Below are 19,130 nucleotides of genomic sequence, written 5' to 3'. Positions count from 1 at the left end.
GTGAGAGTGATGACGGTCCCCCTGGGAGAGCTTGCTCCGACTGTGTGCGGAGAAATTGACCCTCACACCATCCACCGACGTCGCGCCCGCCGGGAGGGGCCGAAGGTCACCGATCCGAGGGGCCAAGGAAACGTCGGGTCGTCGCCGCTGCCGCTGCCGCCGCTGCTGATGCGCGGTGAGTCGTGCCGGCCTCAGGCGGGCCGACCCCGTTTGAGCTCGAAGCCGGTCACATGACGGGCATCGCCGTCCCGCGGCGCGGTCGCCATCTCGATCTGCGCCCGCGCCTGGTCGAGGACCGGGGTGTCCGGATCGAGGACGGAGAGGTAGCGGTCGTGGGCGGCGAGTGCTCGAACGGCCGCGTCGAGTTGTTCCTCGACCTCGACGCCGTGGGTCGCCGCCGGACCGTTCTCGAACAACCACGACGGCGGGGCTTCCAGGGCGTCGTAGGCCTCGACGACCGCCGCGGCGAACTCCATGTGGTCGCGCTGGTTGGGCATGCCCGGCGCCCACTCGGGCCCACCGAAGAGCGAGACGATCACCTGCGGACGCACCCGTTCGACGGTCTCCGTGATCTTGTCCCGCAACTCCGGCACGTTGCGGATGTCACTGTCGGGGAACCCCCAGAACTCCACCTCGTCGACGCCGACGATCGACGCGGACGCGCGCTGCTCCGCTTCCCGCAGGGGGCCGCACTCGGCGGGTGGCAGACCTTCGATGCCCCGCTCGCCGCTCGAGGCCAGCGCGTAGACGACTCGCTTGCCCTCGCCGGTCCAGCGGGCGACGGCCGCCGCCATCCCGTACTCGGGGTCGTCGGGGTGGGCGACGAGCACGAGTGCGGTCTGCCAGTCGGTGGGGAAGGGGAGCAGCTGCGCCGTCACGGTTCTCAGCGCTCCCGGTCGAGATTGGCCATCTTCAGCACGTCGAGCCGGGCGTCCAGTTCGTCCTCGGTCAGCTTCTCGCCGACCAGGCCACGTTCGAGGACGGTCTCGCGGATGGTCTTGCCCTCCTTCAGTGCCTGCTTGGCGACGGCCGCTGCCTCCTCGTAGCCGATGGCGCTGTTGAGGGGGGTGACGATCGACGGCGAACTCTCCGCGAGCGTGCGCAACCGCTCGGTGTTGGCCTGCAGACCGGTAATACAGCGGTCGGCGAACAACCGCGAGACGTTCGCGAGCAGCTTGAGGGACTCGAGGACGTTGCGCGCCATCATCGGGATGTAGACGTTGAGTTCGAAGGCGCCGTTGCCGCCGCCCCAGGTGACCGCGGCGTCGTTGCCGATGACCTGCGCCGCCACCTGCGTGACAGCTTCGGGCAGAACGGGATTGACCTTGCCCGGCATGATGGAGCTGCCCGGCTGCAGGTCGGGGAGCAGGATCTCGCCGAGCCCGGTGAGCGGACCCGAGCCCATCCAGCGGACGTCGTTGGCGATCTTGGTCAGCGACACCGCGATCGTCTTCAACTGGCCGGAGAGTTCGACGAGCCCGTCACGGGCCGCCTGCGCCTCGAAGTTGTCCTTCGCGAGGGTGAGTGACTCGACGCCGGTGAGCGACACGAGTTCGGCGACCACCTTGGTACCGAAGCCATCTGGCGCATTGAGGCCGGTGCCGACCGCGGTACCGCCGATGGGCAGTTCGCCGACGCGCGGGAGGGCGGCGGTGATGCGCTCGATGCCGGCCTCGACCTGACGCGCGTAACCGCCGAACTCCTGTCCGAGCGTGACCGGTACCGCGTCCATCAGATGCGTGCGCCCGCTCTTGACGACCTCACGCCATTCGGTTGCCTTGTCGGCCAACGTCTTCTGCAGATGTTCGAGCGCCGGGATCAGGTCGGTGACGGCGGCCTCGGTGGCGGCGACGTGCGTCGCCGTCGGGAAGGTGTCGTTGGACGACTGGGACATGTTGACGTGGTCGTTCGGATGCACCTCGACGCCGTTGGACTTGGCGATCGACGCGATGACCTCGTTGGTGTTCATGTTCGAGCTGGTGCCCGAACCGGTCTGGAACACGTCGATCGGGAACTGGTCGTCGTGGCGTCCGTCCGCGATCTCGGTGGCCGCGGCGACGATCGCGTCGGCCTTCTCCTTGTCGAGGAGACCGAGGTCGGCGTTGACGGTGGCGCAGGCCGCCTTCAGCAGTCCCATCGCCCGGATCTGCGTCCGTTCGAGGGGGCGTCCGCTGATCGGGAAGTTCTCCACGGCACGTTGCGTCTGTGCCCGCCACAGGGCGTCGACGGGTACCCGGACCTCGCCCATGGTGTCGTGCTCGATGCGGTACTGCTCGCCCTGCGCGTCGGTCTGTGTTTCCTCGGTCATCGGCGTGCCTACTCCTTCGATCGAATCCTTATGCCGCTCAGCGGGACGTTGACGGCCCCACTCGGGTCGGTGAAAAAGTCGTTGCCCTTGTCGTCAACGACGATGAAGGCGGGAAAATTCTCCACCTCGATCTTCCACACGGCCTCCATGCCGAGTTCGGGATACTCGATGATCTCCTGGCTCTTGATGCAGTCGAGCGCGAGACGTGCCGCGGGCCCGCCGATGGAGCCGAGGTAGAAACCGCCGTGCGCGCCGCACGCCTCGGTGACCTGCTTGGATCGATTCCCCTTGGCCAGCATGACCATCGAGCCCCCGGCGGCCTGGAACTGCTCGACATAGCTGTCCATCCGGCCGGCCGTCGTCGGACCGAACGATCCGGAGGCCATGCCCTCGGGGGTCTTCGCCGGCCCCGCGTAGTAGACCGGGTGGTCGCGCAGGTAGTCGGGCATCGGCTCGCCGGCGTCGAGGCGTTCCTTGATCTTGGCGTGGGCGATGTCGCGCGCGACGACCAGCGGTCCGGTCAGCGACAGGCGCGTCTTGACCGGATACTCCGAGAGCTGCGCGAGGATCTCCGGCATCGGGCGGTTGAGGTCGACCTCGACCACCTCGCCGCCCGAGATGTCCTCGGCCACACCGGCTGCGGGCATATAGCGGGCCGGATCGGTCTCGAGCTGCTCGAGGAAGACGCCGTCGGCGGTGATCTTGCCGAGGGCCTGACGGTCGGCCGAGCACGAGACCGCGATCGCCACCGGGCACGACGCTCCATGGCGGGGCAACCGGACCACGCGCACGTCGTGGCAGAAGTACTTGCCGCCGAACTGCGCCCCGATGCCGAACGACTGGGTGAGCCGGAAGACCTCGTCCTCGAGCTCGAGATCGCGGAAACCGTGCGCCGACATCGATCCCTGCGTGGGCAGGTTGTCGAGGTAGTGCGCCGACGCGTACTTGGCGGTCTTGAGCGCGAATTCGGCTGAGGTGCCGCCGATCACGACGGCCAGGTGGTATGGCGGGCAGGCCGCGGTGCCCAGTGAGCGGATCTTCTCGTCGAGGAACTTCAGGATGCTCGTCGGGTTCAGGATCGCCTTCGTCTCCTGGAACAGGAACGACTTGTTGGCGCTGCCACCGCCCTTGGCCATGAACAGGAACTTGTACTCCGGACCGTTGGGCCCCTGCTCGGTGGCGTAGATCTCGATCTGGGCGGGCAGGTTCGAGCCGGTGTTCTTCTCCTCGTACGTCGTCAGCGGGGCGAGCTGCGAGTACCGCAGGTTGAGCTGCGTGTAGGCGTCGTAGACACCGCGGGAGATGGCTTCGGCGTCGTCGGTGCCGGTCAGGACCCCTTCGCTCTTCTTGCCCATCACGATGGCGGTGCCGGTGTCCTGGCACATCGGCAGCACGCCGCCGGCGGAGATGTTGACGTTCTTCAGCAGGTCAAGGGCGACGAACCGGTCGTTGCCCGAGGCGTCCGGGTCGTCGATGATCTTGCGCAACTGCGCGAGATGAGCCGGGCGGAGATAGTGGCTGATGTCGTGCATGGCCTCCGCGGTGAGCCTCCGGATGGCCTCCGGGTCGACCTTCAGGAAGGTCCGACCGTCGACGGAGAACGTGGACACACCCTCGGTCGTGATCAACCGGTACGGGGTCTCGTCGGCGCCGGTCGGGAGCAGATCGGAGTAGAGAAACTCGGGGGCTGAGGCTGGTTTACTCACGGACCGCATCGTATCGCCCACGACATCGGCCCCACGCCAGAGGTTGACTCGTGAAGTCACCGGTGTTGGTGTGGGGCCGATGTCGTGTCTCAGAGATCGATTCGGGAGTAGCCGCGAAGCTTGGCCGGCTTGTGGACGGCCTCGATGCGGCGGACGGTGCCGGACTTCGAGCGCATCACCAGCGACCGGGTCGTCGCGCCATTGGGCCGGTAGGTGACGCCGCGCAGCATGTCGCCGTTGGTGACCCCGGTGGCGCAGAAGAAGGCGTTCTCGCCGCTGACCAGGATGTCGTTGGTCAGCACCCGGTCCAGGTCGTGGCCGGCATCGATGGCCTTCTGACGCTCGTCGTCGTTGCGCGGCCACAGCTTGCCCTGGATCTCGCCGCCCATGCACTTCATCGCGACGGCGGTGATGATGCCCTCGGGAGTGCCACCGACGCCCATCAGCATGTCGACGGTGGAGTAGTCGTCGGCGGCGGCGACCGCACCGGCGACGTCACCGTCGGAGATGAGGCGGATCTTGGCGCCGGCCTGCCGGATCTCACCGATGAGATCGGCATGACGAGGACGGTCGAGGACGATCACGGTCAGATCGGCGACGTCGATGCCCTTCGCCTTCGCGACCGAGTTGATGTTCCACTCGACGGACTCGTTGATGTTGATGGCGCCCTTGGCCTCGGGTCCGACAGCGATCTTGTCCATGTAGAAGACCGCCGACGGGTCGTACATCGTGCCGCGCTCGCTGACCGCGATCACCGAGATCGAGTTGGGGCGGCCCTCCGCCATCAGCGTGGTGCCGTCGATGGGATCCACGGCGACGTCACAGTCGGGGCCTTCGCCGTTGCCCACCTCTTCGCCGTTGTAGAGCATCGGCGCCTCGTCCTTCTCGCCCTCTCCGATGACCACGACACCGCGCATCGAGACCGACGACAACAGTTCGCGCATCGCGTCGACCGCCGCGCCGTCGCCGCCGTTCTTGTCGCCACGACCGACCCAACGACCGGCCGCGAGTGCAGCCGACTCGGTCACGCGGACCAACTCCATCGCGAGGTTGCGGTCCGGGGCCTGATGGGTGCTGACGGTCATGGGCAATCGACTCCTCTGTTCGGCGCGGGTCGACTCCAGCGGCGCCGAGTGATGGTGGCGGTGGTCTCGACCACCATCCTTGCATGTCACACCGGGCATTCGGTCAGTGACCCTGCTGGTGGGATACTCGGCGCCATGGCTGACAAACCCCGCATTCTGAACAACGGCAAGGACATGTTCTGGTCGTTGGTCCCGTTGCTCGCGCTGTGTGCGCTGGTGGCGATCGCGTCGGGGAACTGCTCGATCGGGGCCTCCAAGGACGTGGCCGACAGCAAGCTGCCGCCGTTCGACGTGGTCAGCGCATTGAACGCCGACGCCGCCCAGCTCCCGTTCCCGATCCGCCGCCCGCCTACGCCGGAGGGCTGGCGGCCCAACTCCGGTTCGTCGGACGCGATCGAGGGGCACCGGGTCAGCACGGTGGGATGGCTCAGCAGCGACGGCGCCTACGTCCAGCTCAGTCAGTCCGATGCGCCCGAGGACGTGTTCGTCCCCTACCTCGGCGGCGGCAGCGGGGGTGATTTCGCCGACATCTCCGGTACCGGTACGCGCCAGGCGGGCGGGCGGCAGTGGGTGACCTACGAGACGTCGGCGGGCAAGCGGTTCTGGATCACGGACCTGGGCAAGGTACGCATCGCGGTCCTGTCACGCGGCAGCGACGCCGACATCGAGACGATCGCGTCGTCGGTCGTCGCCCAGCAGCCGCTGCAATTGGGGTAGCGCACTACTCGTGAGAACCCGGCCCGCGGTTCCTAGCGTCTTCGGCAGGAGGCGCTCATGGATGGGGGATCGGGGTTCGGCTTGCACCTCGTGTGGGCCAGGCTCGTGCTCGTCGCGGTCCTCGTGCTGCTCGTGGTGACCGTTCCGGTGCAACAGGCGGGCGCCATCGATGCGCCGACCGACCCGCGATCCGGGGCCGCGACCGCATCCGGTCTTCCGTACATCGTCGGGCCGCCTCCGGATTCCGCTGTGGGGCGGCCGCTTTCCTCCTCATCGAGGGGTGGGGAGGATCGTCGGCCGGTGCTCGCGCGGGCCGGTGCGCGACCGACCGCCGAGCACACGCGCATCAGTGTTCTCGACCGCGAGGCGCTCACCCGGTTCGACTGATCGGTCTCAGTCGTCCTCGGGGTCGTCGGGATCGGAGCCGGTGCTGATGACCGCCTCGATGCGCTCGCGGGCACCGCGCAGGTGCTCCTCGCAGCGGGTCGCGAGGGCCTCGCCACGCTCCCAGAGCGCCAGCGAGGCGTCGAGGTCGAGTCCGCCGTGCTCGAGGGCGGTGACGATCTCGGCGAGTTCGTCGCGTGCTTCCTCGTATCCGAGTTCCTCGATCGGAGTAGATGATTCGTCGGTGCTCACGCGTTTCCTCCGTGTTCCGGCATGGTCGTGGGTTCGTCGACCCGGGCGGTTGCGGCGCCGTCGGCGACCCGGATGCGCAGGGGTGCACCCGCCGGCAGGTCCGCGAGCGTGCCGACCACATGGGGTGGGTCGGTGTCGGTGCGCTGTACCACCGCGTAGCCGCGGGCCAGGGTCTGCGCGGGACCGAGTGTCGACAGGCGCGCACCGAGATGGTCGGTACGTCGTTCCTCGGAGTCGATGTGGCGCAACATATCTCGGCGCAGGGCGCGGACCAGCTCGGCCACCTGTCCGGCTTCGGAGTCCACGAGCACCCCGGGACGGGCGAGCACCGGCCGCGCCCGCAGCGCGGCGACGACGCCGGACTCGCGGCGCACCCAGTTGCGCAGGGCCTGCGCGCTGCGTCGACGCAGATCCGCGATGCCCGCGAGTTCGGCCTCGACGTCGGGCACGACGCGCTTGGCCGCATCCGTCGGAGTGGCGGCGCGCAGGTCCGCGACGAGATCGAGCAGTGGATTGTCCGGTTCGTGCCCGATCGCGCTGACGACCGGGGTCCGGCACCGAGACACCGCGCGCAGCAACGCCTCGTCGGAGAACGGGAGCAGGTCTTCGACGCTGCCCCCGCCGCGCGCGATGATGATGACCTCGACATCGGGGTGGGCATCGAGGTCGGCGAGGTGGGTCAGGATGCGGGCGACCGCCGTCGGCCCCTGCACGGGAGCCTCCCGGATGTCGAAGCGCACGTTCGACCATCGAGCGGTGGCGACACTCACGACGTCGTGCTGCGCTGCGCTCGCGCGGCCACTGATCAGGCCGACGGCGCGCGGCAGGAACGGCAGCGGCCGTTTGAGCCGTGAATCGAAGAGGCCCTCGGCGGCCATGAGCTGCCGCAGCCGTTCGATGCGCAGCAACAGCTCGCCGATGCCCACGGCCCGGATCTCGCTGACCCGCAGCGACACCGTGCCGCGCCCGGTGTAGTAACTCGGCCGGCCCAGGACCACCACGGAGCTGCCGTCCGTCAGCGGGACCTCGGTGCGTGCCAGCAGGTCGGGGCTGCATGTCACCGAGATCGAGATGTCGGCAGCGGGGTCGCGCAGGGTGAGGAACGCGGTGCGGGTCCCCGGCCGCCGGCTGATCTGGGTGACCTGTCCTTCGACCCAGATCTGTCCGAGCCGATGGATCCAGTCGGCGATCTTGGTGTTCACCGTCCGGACCGGCCAGGGATGCTCGGCCGAGTTCGGTGACGAGGAACGTCGCGGTGTGTCGCTCGTGTCGGCCCCGGTCACGCTTCGGTGGAGCGCTTGTTCTGCGCGGCGATCCGGTTCTCGAGCATCGTCACGAACGGCGCGCGGTCGCGGCGGGATTTCTCATAGTCGACGAGTGCGATCAGGTCCTCGACGGCGACCGACCGCAGACGGGCCCGGAGTTGCGCGAGGGTGAGGGTGTCGTAGTCGATGAGCTCGACGATCTCGGGCCCGGAGCCGTCGGCGGAACCCACCGCCTCGGTGCCCGGCACCTCGGCCGCGACGACCTCGTCGGGGGTCGAGCTGTACAGCGCGAACCGCCCGGCATCGGCGCGCGGCGGTGCGGCGAGATCGGCGTCGGCAGCCGCCTCCTCGATCTCCTCGTCGATGGTCGTGGGCGACGGGGTCGTCGCGGCGGCCTTCGGCTTCTCGTCCTGCACAGACGTATCGGTGGTCTCCGCGGGCGCGGCGGGCGTGACCGGGTCGGGACCCGCTGCGTCGTCCTCGTCGAAACGTGCCCACTCGGGCTGTTCGTCGGGCCGGTCGAAGAGCATCTCCAGGGCGGCGTCGCCCTTGATGGCCAGTTCGGCGATGTTCTGTTGCGCCCGCATACCGGCCTGGAGGGTCTGGCTGATGGCGGTCATCGGCAACGTGATGAGCAGCGCCGGGAGTTTCCGTGTCTCCTCGAGGGCGGTGACGATCAGACCTGCGGCTATCCGGGCGGGGTACGGTGCGCGATCCATGCCAACACTCTGCCATCACGGGCAACGCCGCGTAACCCGTACCCTGGGAAGCATGTCTGAGACGAAGCGTGTCCTGCTCGCCGAACCCCGCGGCTACTGCGCTGGTGTCGACCGTGCGGTGGAGACGGTCGAGCGTGCCCTCGACAAGCACGGCGCTCCCGTCTACGTGCGCAAGGAGATCGTGCACAACCGGCACGTCGTGGAGACCCTGGCCGAGCGCGGGGCGATCTTCGTCGGCGAGACCGACGAGGTGCCCGAGGGCGCGTTGGTCGTGTTCTCCGCGCACGGGGTGTCCCCGCTGGTGCACCAGACCGCCGCCGAGCGCAACCTGCGCACCATCGACGCCACGTGTCCGCTGGTCACGAAGGTCCATCAAGAGGCGAAGCGATTCGCGCGCGACGACTACGACATCCTCCTGATCGGCCATGAGGGCCACGAGGAAGTCGAGGGCACCGCCGGCGAGGCCCCACAGCACATCCAGCTCGTCGACGGTCCCGACAGCGTGGACGCGGTCGAGGTCCGTGACGAGTCGAAGCTCGTCTGGTTGTCGCAGACCACCCTGTCCGTCGACGAGACCATGGAGACGGTCCGTCGACTCCGCGAGAAGTTCCCGCTGCTCAACGACCCGCCCAGCGACGACATCTGCTACGCCACCCAGAACCGGCAGGTCGCGGTCAAGGCGATGGCTCCCGAATGCGACCTGGTGATCGTCGTCGGATCGCAGAACTCCTCGAACTCGGTGCGCCTCGTCGAGGTGGCCCTGCAGGCCGGCGCGAAGGCAGGCCACCTGGTCGATTACGCCCGTGAGATCGACGACTCGTGGCTCGACGGTGTGACGACGGTCGGGGTCACCTCTGGCGCGTCGGTGCCCGAGGTGCTGGTCCGCGGGGTTCTCGACTACCTGGCCGAACGCGGCTACGGCACGGTCGAGACGGTCAACACGGCCAACGAGACGCTGACCTTCGCGCTCCCGCGCGAGCTGCGCCCCGCACGTTCGTCCAGCTGACCTCGGGCCACGATCCGGCGTCGACAGATCAGAACTCGTCCGGGTCGAGCTTGCGCACCCGTCGGTGGGGTAGTGCGATCGCGAGGACGGCGGCGATGACGATCGCCGCGACGGCGCTGCCGATGATCGCGACGTTGCGCGCGGAATTGTCCGGTGGCTGCGCCACGGTAGGTGCGGCGATGGGCGCCGAGGCCCGGTCCGGCTGCTGATCGGTCGGCACTTCGGCGGTCAGGGCGGCGACCGGATCGATGACACCGTGTCCGATCCGCTGGTCGCGCCCGGTTCCCGGGGAGTGGGCGGTGGCGATGATGCGGTCCATCACCTCGCGCGCGGTCAGATCCGGGAAGCGGGCCCGGATCAGCGCGGCGGTGCCCGCGACGTACGGCGCGGCGAAACTCGTGCCGATCAAGGGCACCGGCCCGCCGTCGCTCTGCTGGGCCGACGCCAGCCGGTTCGAACCGCGCTTGCTGTTCAGGCTCACGATGTCGGTGCCCGGCGCCGCGATGCTCACCCACGGGCCGTGCAGGCTGAAGTCGCTCGGCGAGCCGGTGTCGGCGTCCACCGAGCCGACCGTCAGCACGTACGGCGAGTACCAGGCGGGACTGGCGACGGTCGCGACCGACCGCCATCCGTCGGGGTCGTCGGCGGCGGGAGCCGGATTCTGGTTCTGGCAGGCGCCGTCGCGCGTCAGGTTGCCGGCTGCCACGACGACCACGACGTTCCGGTCGTAGGCGTGCCGGATGGCCGCACCGAGCGCCCGGTCGTCGACCGAATCCGCCGCCGACGCGCACGCCACCTCGGAGATGTTGATGACGGTGGCGCGGAGATCGACCGCGCGCACGATGGCGTGCGCCAGCGTCCGGACGGACCCGTAACCCGAGCCGACCACCGGCGCGGCGTCGTCCCGGGCGCGGTCGTTCTTCTTCTGGAAAGCGCTGCTGGACTGGCGGATCGCGATGATCGATGCCGCGGGCGCGACGCCGGCGAACGCGTCGGCGGTGCTGGGCCGGGCGGCGATGATCCCGGCGACCAGGGTGCCGTGGGCGTCGCAGTCGTCGAGTCCGTTGCCGCCCGAGACGTAATCGCCACCGGCGACGACGCGACCGAGCCGCGGATGGGGCGTCACCCCGGTGTCGATGACGGCCACCCGCTGACCCTGTCCGCGACTGAACCGCCACGCCTCCGGGAGATTCATCATCGCCTGCGCCGCGGTCGGTTTCGTCACGGTGCGCGTCAGTTCCGGGATGTTGCACAGGTGCCGCTGCTCGGTCGGTTCGAGCGGGGCGACCGGGGCCGACCGGACGAGGGCGCCGGGATCGATCCGAGGCGGGGTCACCGCCGCAGCGGGCGTCGCCGAGGCCCCGACGAGTGCCGCGACGAGGGTCGTCGCGAATACTCCGGCACCACGGACACGGTTGTCGCGCATCAGATCTCGCGGACCATTCGGTACAGGTCGAGCAGCCACAACAGCAGGGGCACGATCAGGGCGACGAGGATGTACTCGCCGATCTCGGCCCACCGACGCATCACGGGTGAGAAGTCCTGGTTCGGTGCGACGACCCCGAAGACGAGGGCGCCGATCACCACGAGGATGCCGAGGGCGAAACCGATCACCGGCCACTGGTCGTCGCCGAACGCGAGACCGGTGATCAGGGTGATCACCACGAGCGATCCGCCGATGACGAGGATTCCCGCCTGGAACAGGTCGCTGTGGGAGCGGCCCCGCAGACACAGCACGACGCCGATGATCGCGGCGTAGACGGCGTTGCGCCATTCGAACCCGGCGAGCGGGGCGGCGGTGAGCACGGCCGCGATGGCGGTGACGATCGTGAGCCCGCCGACGATGCCGGTCAGGTACGCGTTGGCGAGGTAGGAACGACGTTCCAGCGCATCGGCTTTGGGAAGGGCGGTCGCGCCGATCGCCCCGATGCCCTCGATGGCCGGTCGCGGTTCGATGTCCTTGACGTCGATGGCGGCACCCGCGGTCGGCACCGGGGGCAGCGGCAGTTTCGCGAGCAGGATCGTCGTGCGGGGAGCCAGACCGATGCACAGCAGACCGACCGCGGCGATGACGGCGGCGACATCGGCCACCGGCGCATCGATGAGGAGTCGCGCCCCACAACCGGTGGCGCCGAGCAGCGCCGCGCTGGTCACGGCGCTGTGTGCGGTCGCCCCGGCCGCGGTCATGCGATAACTGACGACCGCGGCGACGAGTGCGAACGCGAAGCCCAGGGTGAGGTGTGCGGCGCCGTATGACCCGGGCGTCACGATCATCCCGGTCACGAAGGCCATCGGTGCGGCACACAGGGACAGCACCGTCGAACTCTGCTCGTCGCGGTAGTAGCGGGACACGATCGTCGAGGCGGTGACGAATCCGACGACCGCCAGCCCGGACAACCCGGCGAACCACAGGGCGCCGGTGCCGGAGCGGACCGCGGCCAGGGACGCCGCCGCCGCGATCGCGGCGACGAGTGCCAGTGCGTAACCGACCTTCCGGGCGGACGCCGCGGTCCAGTCGACGAACTGCGATTCGTTCAATCGGGCGACAGCGTCGACCACATCGTCGAACAGCACCGGGGACTCCCCGGTTCGCGTGGAGGTCAACAGCAGCAGGTCGCCGTCACGGATACCCGACTCCGACAGCGACCGGTGCAGGGGCAGTGGGTCCTGTCCGACGAGCGCGAGCGTCCACTTGTTCTGCCGGTCGTGCGGTCGGCCGGGATTGCGGGCGTCGGCATCCGGGTCGTCGGGGTCCGACCTCGAGGGATTGCGCGATTCGATCTGGGCGACAAGGTCACCGATGAGTCCGGCGATGGGGATGCCGGCCGGCAGTCCGACGTCGAGCTGGGTGTTGCCGCCCAGTACGGACACCCGTACGAGTTGCGGCTCGACGGCCCCCTCACCCCGCCGGCGATCCCCGGTGTCCGCGTCGGCAGCGGTGGCCGGGTACCCCGGTGCGAATCCGTCCACAGACGACATCAGGTCAATCCTCCCCCTAGATTCAGCAGCTAACATAGCCAACCGCGGCGGGTTCGACCGCCCGGGGATACACAGCGCGACATGTCAGGGGGGACGTGTGGTCACGACGACGGAGGGCTTTGTGCGTCGCCCGCGCATCACGCCCCCACGCACGCCCGGAGGCGAGGTCAACATCCAGGCGCCGCCGGATGTGCCGCGGGTGGTGCCCGGCGGCCTCCTGATGAAACTGCTGCCGGTGGTGATGGTCGTCGCCGTCGTCGGCATGGTGGCACTGATGGTCGTCACCGGTGGGCGCAACATCCTGACCAACCCGCTGTTCATGATGTTCCCGCTGATGATGCTGATGTCGATGTTCGGCATGTTCGCCGCCGGCGGCCGTGGCGGGGGCAAACGCGCCGGAGAACTCAACGAGGAACGCAAGGACTACTTCCGCTATCTCGGCCAGCTGCGCGGCCAGGTCTTCGAGACCGTCGACAACCAGCGCGCGGCACGCACCTGGAGCCACCCGGACCCGCGTGCGCTGCTCGACGTGATCGGCAGCAGGCGCATGTGGGAACGCCGCCCCAGCGACGCCGACTTCGCCCATGTGCGCGTCGGGGTGGGTGTCCAGCGACTCGCCACGCGGCTCATGCCGCCGGAGACCGGGCCCCTCGAGGACATCGAGCCGGTGTCGATGGTGGCCCTGCGCCGGTTCGTGCGCACGCACTCCGCGGTGTACCGCCTGCCCACCTCGATCTCGCTGCGCGGCTTCCCCGCCATCAACATCGAGGGTGCGCGGCAGGAGACCCGCGAACTCATCCGGTCGATGGTCGTGGAGCTGTGTGCGTTCCACGGTCCCGATCATCTGCACATCGGCATCGTGACCGGTGATCCGGCGGGGGAGGCCTGGGACTGGGCGAAATGGCTTCCGCACGTGGGACATCCGACGCTGCGCGACGGCGTCGGGGCGATGCGGATGATCTATCCGACGCTGGCGGACCTCGAGAACTCGATGGCCGCGGACCTCCTCGAGCGCGGCCGGTTCAGCCGGTCGGCGCCGCCGAACGCCAACCGCGCACACCTCGTGGTGATCATCGACGACGGTTACGTCGCCGGCGACGAGCGGATCATCAACGACGCCGGCATGGAAGGCGTCACGATCCTCGACCTGACCGCGCCGCCGGACGGTCTCGCGGTGCGGCGCGGGCTGCAACTCGTCGTGCGCGGGGGCAAGGTCTCCGCGCGCAGTGCCGCCGGCGTCGAGGAGTTCGCCGACATGGACTCGCTGACGATTCCCGAGGCGGAGGCGATCGCCCGGCGCATGGCGCGCTACCGGCTGGCCACCGCGGCGACGCTGGCCCACCTCGAGTCCGAAGCGACCTCGGCCGACCCCGGCCTGCCCGCGCTGCTGGGCATCGACGACGCAGCACGCTTCGATCCGGCGACGGCCTGGCGTGGTCGTACCGGCCGGGAGCGCCTGCGCGTGCCGATCGGTTACACGCCGACCGGCGCGCCCGTGGAGATCGACATCAAGGAGAGCGCACACGGCGGCATGGGTCCGCACGGGCTGTGCATCGGCGCCACCGGATCGGGGAAGTCGGAGTTCCTGCGCACGCTGGTCCTGGCGATGCTGGCGACTCATTCGCCGTCGGAGCTGAATCTCGTGCTCGTCGACTTCAAGGGCGGCGCGACGTTCCTGGGCCTGGAATCCGCGCCGCACGTCGCCGCGATCATCACGAACCTCGAGCAGGAACTCTCGATGGTCGACCGGATGAAGGACGCGCTCTCGGGCGAGATGAACCGGCGCCAGGAGGTGTTGCGGGCGGCGGGCAACTACGCGAACGTCGCCGACTACGAGCGCGCCCGCGCCTCGGGGGTGCGCCTCGATCCGCTGCCGGCACTGTTCATCGTCGTCGACGAGTTCTCCGAACTGCTCTCGCAGAAGCCCGATTTCGCCGAACTGTTCGTCGCCATCGGTCGTCTGGGTCGCTCGCTGCACATCCATCTGCTGCTCGCCTCGCAGCGGCTGGAAGAAGGCAAACTCCGGGGCCTGGACTCGCACCTGTCGTATCGGATCGGCCTGAAGACGTTCTCCGCCAACGAGTCCCGCTCGGTTCTCGGTGTTCCCGACGCCTATCACCTGCCGAGCGTCCCGGGTTCGGCGTACCTCAAGTGCGATTCGGCGGACCCGATCAGGTTCAACACCTCCTACGTGTCGGGGGCCTACTACTCGCCGACGGTCACCGAGTCGGTCGATCCGACGACCACGGCGTCATCGCGTCGCGGAAACCTCAAGGTCTTCACCGCACTTCCGGTGCCGCTGGACGAGGGCGCGTCGCGTTCGCTGCTCGACCAGGCCGAGAGCCTGCTCGACGAGGAACCGCCGGCACCCGAGGCGCCCACCGAGTTCGAGCCGGTCTCGGCGCAGGTGCCCACGCTCATGGAGACCATCGTCGAACGCATGGAACACGCGGGCCCGCCGGCCCACCGCGTGTGGCTGCCGCCACTGGACGACTCGCCCACCGTGGAACATCTTCTCGGCGAGCGGGACTGGTCCCACCCGGCGGTGCCGGGGAGTCTCAGCGTTCCGATCGGCGTCGTCGACCGGCCCTACGACCAGCGACGCGACCCGCTCGTCATCGACCTCGCGGGGGCCGCGGGCAACGTGGCGGTGGTCGGCGGTCCGCAGTCGGGCAAGTCGACGACGCTGCGCACGATCATCATGTCGGCCGCCGCGTCCCACACGCCCGAACAGGTGCAGTTCTACTGTCTGGACTTCGGCGGCGGCAGTCTGGCCGGTCTCGCCGGGCTCCCGCATGTCGGCTCGGTCGCCTCGCGCGGCGACATGGACGCGGTCCGCCGTACGGTCGCCGAGGTGGCGGCCGTGGTCCGCTCGCGCGAACTGCTGTTCACCCGGCTGGGCATCGAGGCGATGCGCGACTACCGGTCCCGCCGGGAAGCGTGGTTCCGGTCCGGCGTCACCTCGCCGGCGTCGGACCCGCTCGCGCAGGACCGGTTCGGCGACGTGTTCCTCGTCCTCGACGGCATGAACGTGCTGCGTACCGAACTGGAATCGCTCGAGGAACAGATCACCGCGATCGTGGCCCAGGGGTTGAGCTATGGCGTCCACGTCATGGTCACCGCGTCCCGATGGGCCGAGGTGCGCCCGGCGGTCCGCGATCTCATGGGTACCCGGATCGAGCTGCGGCTGGGCGACCCGATGGATTCCGACATGGGTCGTCGCGCCGCCGCGCTGGTCCCGCAGAACCGACCCGGCCGCGGCCTGACCGGGCAGGAGCTGCACATGCTGATCGCGCTGCCCCGGCTCGATTCGGTCAGCAGTGCCGAGTCGTTGCCCGCGGGCGTCGCCCAGTCGGTCGAGAAGCTCACCGCCGCCTATCCGGGCCGCTCGGCGATGGCCGTGCGCAAGCTGAGCACCGAGATCGACTACGCATCGGTGCAGCGCGCGGTTGCCGCCGCCGGGCTGACGCTGGCACCCAATCAGGTGGCGATCGGTGTCGGTGAGCTCGAACTCGCCCCGGTGGTCCTCGATTTCACCGCCCAACCGCATTTCATGGCGTTCGCCGACGTCGAACACGGCAAGACCAACCTGCTGCGGACGATCGTCACCGGGCTGGTCGCGGGTGCCACACCCGAGCAGGTGCGCATCGTCTTCGTCGACTACCGCCGCACGATGCTGGGGATCATCGACGGCGATCATCTTGCCGGCTACGCGAGTTCGCCCGACCGCGCGGCGTCGATGATGACGGAGCTGGCGGCGTATCTGAAGAACCGGATGCCGCCTGAGGACGTGACGGTCCAGCAACTGCGGGACCGCACCTGGCTCGAGGGCCAGCCCGAGGTGTACGTGGTGGTCGACGACTACGACATGGTCGTCACCTCGACCGGCAATCCGATGCTGCCGATCGTCGAACTGGCCTCCCATGCGCGCGACATCGGGCTGCACATCGTGCTCGCCCGACGTTCCGGCGGCCTCGGTCGGGCGATGTTCGATCCGCTGATCGCGCGCCTCAAGGACCTGTCGTCGGACATCCTGCTGATGAGCGGCGACCGGGACGAGGGATTCATCACCGGCCGGTCGAGGCTGCAGACGCTGGTGCCCGGCCGCGGCGAACTGGTGTCGCGCGTCCGGCCGCAGGAGATGATCCAGGTCGCCCATCTCCCGATCGGCGACTAGGGGTGGGTCGGGCCGGATGACACAGCCGGGCGAGGTGCAACCGATCGGCGACGGGAACCGTCCGACGGTGGTCGATCTCGCGTTCGGGACGCCGCTGGTCCATGACCCGGAGCGCGGGCTGCGCCGGGTGGATCGCGATGTGCGGCCGCTGCTCGAGTCGGTGGACCAGATGAGTGTCGTGGCCGACGGTCGGCGCGAACACCTGCGCCAGGTGTGGCGACGGGTCTTCGCCGGCCTCGACTTGCCCGCGGGCCGACCCCTCGTCGTCGGGCACCCGAGCACCTGGGGACCCCGTCGGGCATCGACGCTCGCCGACCTCGGCGACGGCCGCGCGCCGGTGGCACTCCTACCGCGGGCGGTGCTCGTCGCGCGCAGTCACGCCGATCTCACCGTGCGGCGGTGCGCCGTCGTCGAGACCACACATCTCCCGCGCCCGCCCGCCGATCCCGGCCACCCGCGACCGGCGTGGTGGGACGTGCAGATCGTCGGGCGCGGTCCGGACGGCTGGGTGATCGAGCGCTCCGGGCTCATTCGTCCCGGTGCCGACCGTGCGCCGCGCTCCTCGTCGAACGCGGACGGCCTCGACGTCATCGACGACTCGGTCGAGGCGGTGTTCGTCGACGGGGACCGCCCGGACGAGGTGTCCGCGGCGATCGGCGTCATCGCCGGGCACGCGGTCGCGGGACGCGTGGTCGCCGTCGACCGCGAGCTCGTGGTCCGGCTCGGCCACCGCACCGGCGGTGCGGACGAGGACACGATGGCCCCGGGCGCCGATCCCGGACCCTCGCTCCCGGTCGGCGCCACCCGGCGCCGGTCGGGGACGCTGCTCGCCGCGGCGGTGATGGCGATCCTGGTCGTGAGCGGTGCGATCGGGGTGGGACTCTGGCAGCGCGGCACCGCACCGGACGCGGCGTCGACGGAGGTCGGCCTCGGGCGTGCGACGCTGGCGGTGCCCGGCGACTGGCGGCAGTCCGAACAGCGGACCCCGAGCGGTTCGGCCGACGACCCGTCGACCACTCGCGCGGTGTTCGTCGATCCCGACGACGGCCGGCGCATCATCGCCGTCCTCACCGAGGTGCGCGCCGGCTCCACCCGGGAATCGGTCGCGGGGAGCCTGCGCAACCGGATCGAGCAGCGCGGCGACGACGTCGTCACCGAGTTCTCCGCCGCCACCCGGTTCGGCGGGCGGGACGTGATCGGCTACCGCGAGTCACCGGCCTCGGGCGGCGCGATCCGCTGGTACGTCGTGGTCGACGATGGTCTGCAGGTCTCGATCGGTTGTCAGGCGGGTACCGCGGCCGAATCCGCCGACGACGAGTGCGCGGCGGCGGTGCGGTCGGTTCGGGTGTCGCCGTCGTCGTGAGGCCGAGTCCGTTTTGACCCCGGCCGGAGGCCGAGTCCGTTTTGACCCTGACCAGCGCGGTCGCGTAGCCTGGGTCGCTGGTGCTCGGCGCCTGGCGCACAGCTGTGTGTCCAGGTCAGCGGAGGCCCGGGTCCCCACTGGTCGCCGGGAACAATCTCTGCCGTGCACCCGACCAGCATCCATTCGACAAGAGTTGAGGACAACTGTGCCTACCTACACCCCGAAGGCCGGTGACATCACGCGTACGTGGCATGTCATCGACGCCGAGAACGTGGTGCTCGGCCGGCTGGCCGTGCAGGTCGCGAACCTGCTTCGCGGCAAGCACAAGCCGACCTACGCCCCGCACATGGACGGCGGCGACTTCGTCGTCATCATCAACGCGGAAAAGGTCGCGCTGACCAGCAACAAGGCTGATCGCAAGCTGAACTACACCCACTCGGGGCACCCCGGTGGCCTGAAGTCCCGCACCACCACCGAGCTGCTCGCGACCTACCCCGAGCGGGTCATCGAGAAGGCCGTCAAGGGCATGCTGCCGTCGACCAAGCTCGGCCGCGCCATGGCCTCGAAGCTGAAGGTCTACGCCGGCCCGAACCATCCGCACGCGGCCCAGCGCCCCGTCCCCTTCGAGATCAAGCAGGTGGCCCAGTGAGCAACGAGAACATCAACGACGCCGTCGAGGCCGTCGACGAGGCTGCCGTCGAGGTCGTGGAGGCCGTCGAGGTCGCCGCTGACGACTACGACGCCGCTGTCGTCGAAGAGGTCCGCGAGCCGGTCGTCATCGACCGTCCGATCCAGACCGTCGGCCGCCGCAAGGAGGCCGTCGTCCGCGTTCGCCTGGCGCCGGGTTCCGGTGAGTTCACCCTCAACGGCCGTTCGCTGGAGGACTACTTCCCCAACAAGGTGCACCAGCAGCTGATCAAGGCCCCGCTGGTCACCGTCGAGCGCACCGAGTCGTTCGACATCTACGCCAAGCTCGTCGGCGGCGGCCCCTCGGGCCAGGCCGGCGCGCTGCGTCTCGCCATCGCGCGTGCGCTCATCGAGGTCACCCCGGAGGATCGTCCCGCCCTGAAGAAGGCCGGCTTCCTCACCCGTGACCCGCGTGCGGTCGAGCGCAAGAAGTACGGCCTCAAGAAGGCCCGCAAGGCGTCGCAGTACTCCAAGCGCTGATC

General features: G+C 69.4%; 16 protein-coding genes. 7 read left to right on the top strand and 9 right to left on the bottom strand.

Annotation, left to right across the window (positions count from 1 at the left end):
* Positions 1-191: 191 nt before the first annotated feature.
* The 4 genes from B1818_RS05125 to glpX form a co-directional block, all read right to left on the bottom strand.
* Complete coding sequence (locus tag B1818_RS05125) at positions 192-878, bottom strand: PIG-L deacetylase family protein (RefSeq protein WP_058250722.1); 687 nt, start codon at positions 876-878, stop codon at positions 192-194.
* Positions 879-883: 5 nt separating this feature from the next.
* Entirely contained in the window at positions 884-2,308 is a 1,425-nt protein-coding gene (locus B1818_RS05120) for a class II fumarate hydratase (RefSeq protein ID WP_058250721.1), read from the bottom strand.
* Between the two features lie 8 nt (positions 2,309-2,316).
* Positions 2,317-4,014 (bottom strand): fumarate hydratase, encoded by a 1,698-nt coding sequence (locus B1818_RS05115; RefSeq protein ID WP_058250888.1) that lies wholly within the window; start codon positions 4,012-4,014, stop codon positions 2,317-2,319.
* A gap of 89 nt (positions 4,015-4,103) precedes the next feature.
* Positions 4,104-5,099, bottom strand: a complete 996-nt coding sequence (gene glpX, locus B1818_RS05110; protein WP_058250720.1) for a class II fructose-bisphosphatase — start codon at positions 5,097-5,099, stop codon at positions 4,104-4,106.
* 135 nt (positions 5,100-5,234) lie between these two features.
* Here glpX and B1818_RS05105 point away from each other — a divergent pair, with 135 nt between their 5' ends.
* Positions 5,235-5,816 carry a DUF4245 domain-containing protein gene (locus tag B1818_RS05105; protein WP_058250887.1) on the top strand — a complete coding sequence of 194 codons (582 nt, stop codon included), beginning with the start codon at positions 5,235-5,237 and terminating at the stop codon, positions 5,814-5,816.
* A 57-nt stretch (positions 5,817-5,873) separates the two neighbouring features.
* Complete coding sequence (locus tag B1818_RS05100; RefSeq protein ID WP_058250719.1) at positions 5,874-6,203, top strand: hypothetical protein; 330 nt, start codon at positions 5,874-5,876, stop codon at positions 6,201-6,203.
* Between the two features lie 6 nt (positions 6,204-6,209).
* Here the strand turns inward: B1818_RS05100 and B1818_RS05095 are convergent, their stop codons facing one another.
* Genes B1818_RS05095 through B1818_RS05085 form a run of 3 tightly spaced genes read right to left on the bottom strand, consistent with a single transcriptional unit; the run spans position 6,210 to position 8,436 of the window.
* A complete protein-coding gene (locus tag B1818_RS05095) occupies positions 6,210-6,452 on the bottom strand; it encodes an exodeoxyribonuclease VII small subunit (RefSeq protein WP_058250718.1) in 243 nt (80 codons plus the stop codon).
* The gene (xseA, locus tag B1818_RS05090) at positions 6,449-7,735 is read right to left on the bottom strand and encodes an exodeoxyribonuclease VII large subunit (RefSeq protein WP_078112085.1); all 1,287 of its coding nucleotides are present in this window, start codon (positions 7,733-7,735) and stop codon (positions 6,449-6,451) included. Before xseA ends, B1818_RS05095 begins: the two co-directional genes overlap by 4 nt.
* On the bottom strand, positions 7,732-8,436 hold the full coding sequence (locus tag B1818_RS05085) for a lipid droplet-associated protein (protein ID WP_078112084.1): 705 nt from the start codon (positions 8,434-8,436) through the stop codon (positions 7,732-7,734). Before B1818_RS05085 ends, xseA begins: the two co-directional genes overlap by 4 nt.
* Positions 8,437-8,488: 52 nt before the next feature.
* Here B1818_RS05085 and B1818_RS05080 point away from each other — a divergent pair, with 52 nt between their 5' ends.
* Entirely contained in the window at positions 8,489-9,442 is a 954-nt protein-coding gene (locus B1818_RS05080) for a 4-hydroxy-3-methylbut-2-enyl diphosphate reductase (protein ID WP_058250715.1), read from the top strand.
* A gap of 28 nt (positions 9,443-9,470) precedes the next feature.
* On the opposite strand, the gene mycP is transcribed toward B1818_RS05080, so the two are convergent.
* Both mycP and eccD read right to left on the bottom strand, forming a co-directional pair.
* A complete protein-coding gene (mycP, locus tag B1818_RS05075; protein WP_078112083.1) occupies positions 9,471-10,868 on the bottom strand; it encodes a type VII secretion-associated serine protease mycosin in 1,398 nt (465 codons plus the stop codon).
* Entirely contained in the window at positions 10,868-12,421 is a 1,554-nt protein-coding gene (eccD, locus tag B1818_RS05070) for a type VII secretion integral membrane protein EccD (protein ID WP_058250713.1), read from the bottom strand. Before eccD ends, mycP begins: the two co-directional genes overlap by 1 nt.
* A gap of 97 nt (positions 12,422-12,518) precedes the next feature.
* Between eccD and eccCa the strand changes: the two genes are divergently transcribed.
* The 4 genes from eccCa (at position 12,519) to rpsI (ending at position 19,128) form a co-directional block, all read left to right on the top strand.
* Positions 12,519-16,598, top strand: a complete 4,080-nt coding sequence (gene eccCa, locus B1818_RS05065; RefSeq protein WP_058250712.1) for a type VII secretion protein EccCa — start codon at positions 12,519-12,521, stop codon at positions 16,596-16,598.
* A 16-nt stretch (positions 16,599-16,614) separates the two neighbouring features.
* Entirely contained in the window at positions 16,615-17,961 is a 1,347-nt protein-coding gene (locus B1818_RS05060) for a type VII secretion-associated protein (RefSeq protein ID WP_058250711.1), read from the top strand.
* A gap of 205 nt (positions 17,962-18,166) precedes the next feature.
* A complete protein-coding gene (gene rplM / locus B1818_RS05055) occupies positions 18,167-18,610 on the top strand; it encodes a 50S ribosomal protein L13 (protein ID WP_058250710.1) in 444 nt (147 codons plus the stop codon).
* Entirely contained in the window at positions 18,607-19,128 is a 522-nt protein-coding gene (gene rpsI, locus B1818_RS05050) for a 30S ribosomal protein S9 (RefSeq protein ID WP_065629913.1), read from the top strand. Before rplM ends, rpsI begins: the two co-directional genes overlap by 4 nt.
* Positions 19,129-19,130 lie beyond the last annotated feature (2 nt).

This window comes from Gordonia sp. IITR100, from assembly GCF_002009645.1.
Classification (GTDB): Bacteria; Actinomycetota; Actinomycetes; order Mycobacteriales; family Mycobacteriaceae; genus Gordonia; species Gordonia hongkongensis.
This window is presented reverse-complemented; position numbering and strand designations above follow the sequence as displayed.

Coding starts and splice junctions, on each gene's coding strand:
- B1818_RS05120 (WP_058250721.1), bottom strand. CDS start 2,308: ATGACCGAGGAAACACAGACCGACGCGCAGGGCGAGCAGTACCGCATC.
- glpX (WP_058250720.1), bottom strand. CDS start 5,099: ATGACCGTCAGCACCCATCAGGCCCCGGACCGCAACCTCGCGATGGAG.
- B1818_RS05105 (WP_058250887.1), top strand. CDS start 5,235: ATGGCTGACAAACCCCGCATTCTGAACAACGGCAAGGACATGTTCTGG.
- B1818_RS05100 (WP_058250719.1), top strand. CDS start 5,874: ATGGATGGGGGATCGGGGTTCGGCTTGCACCTCGTGTGGGCCAGGCTC.
- B1818_RS05085 (WP_078112084.1), bottom strand. CDS start 8,436: ATGGATCGCGCACCGTACCCCGCCCGGATAGCCGCAGGTCTGATCGTC.
- B1818_RS05080 (WP_058250715.1), top strand. CDS start 8,489: ATGTCTGAGACGAAGCGTGTCCTGCTCGCCGAACCCCGCGGCTACTGC.
- mycP (WP_078112083.1), bottom strand. CDS start 10,868: ATGCGCGACAACCGTGTCCGTGGTGCCGGAGTATTCGCGACGACCCTC.
- eccD (WP_058250713.1), bottom strand. CDS start 12,421: ATGTCGTCTGTGGACGGATTCGCACCGGGGTACCCGGCCACCGCTGCC.
- B1818_RS05060 (WP_058250711.1), top strand. CDS start 16,615: ATGACACAGCCGGGCGAGGTGCAACCGATCGGCGACGGGAACCGTCCG.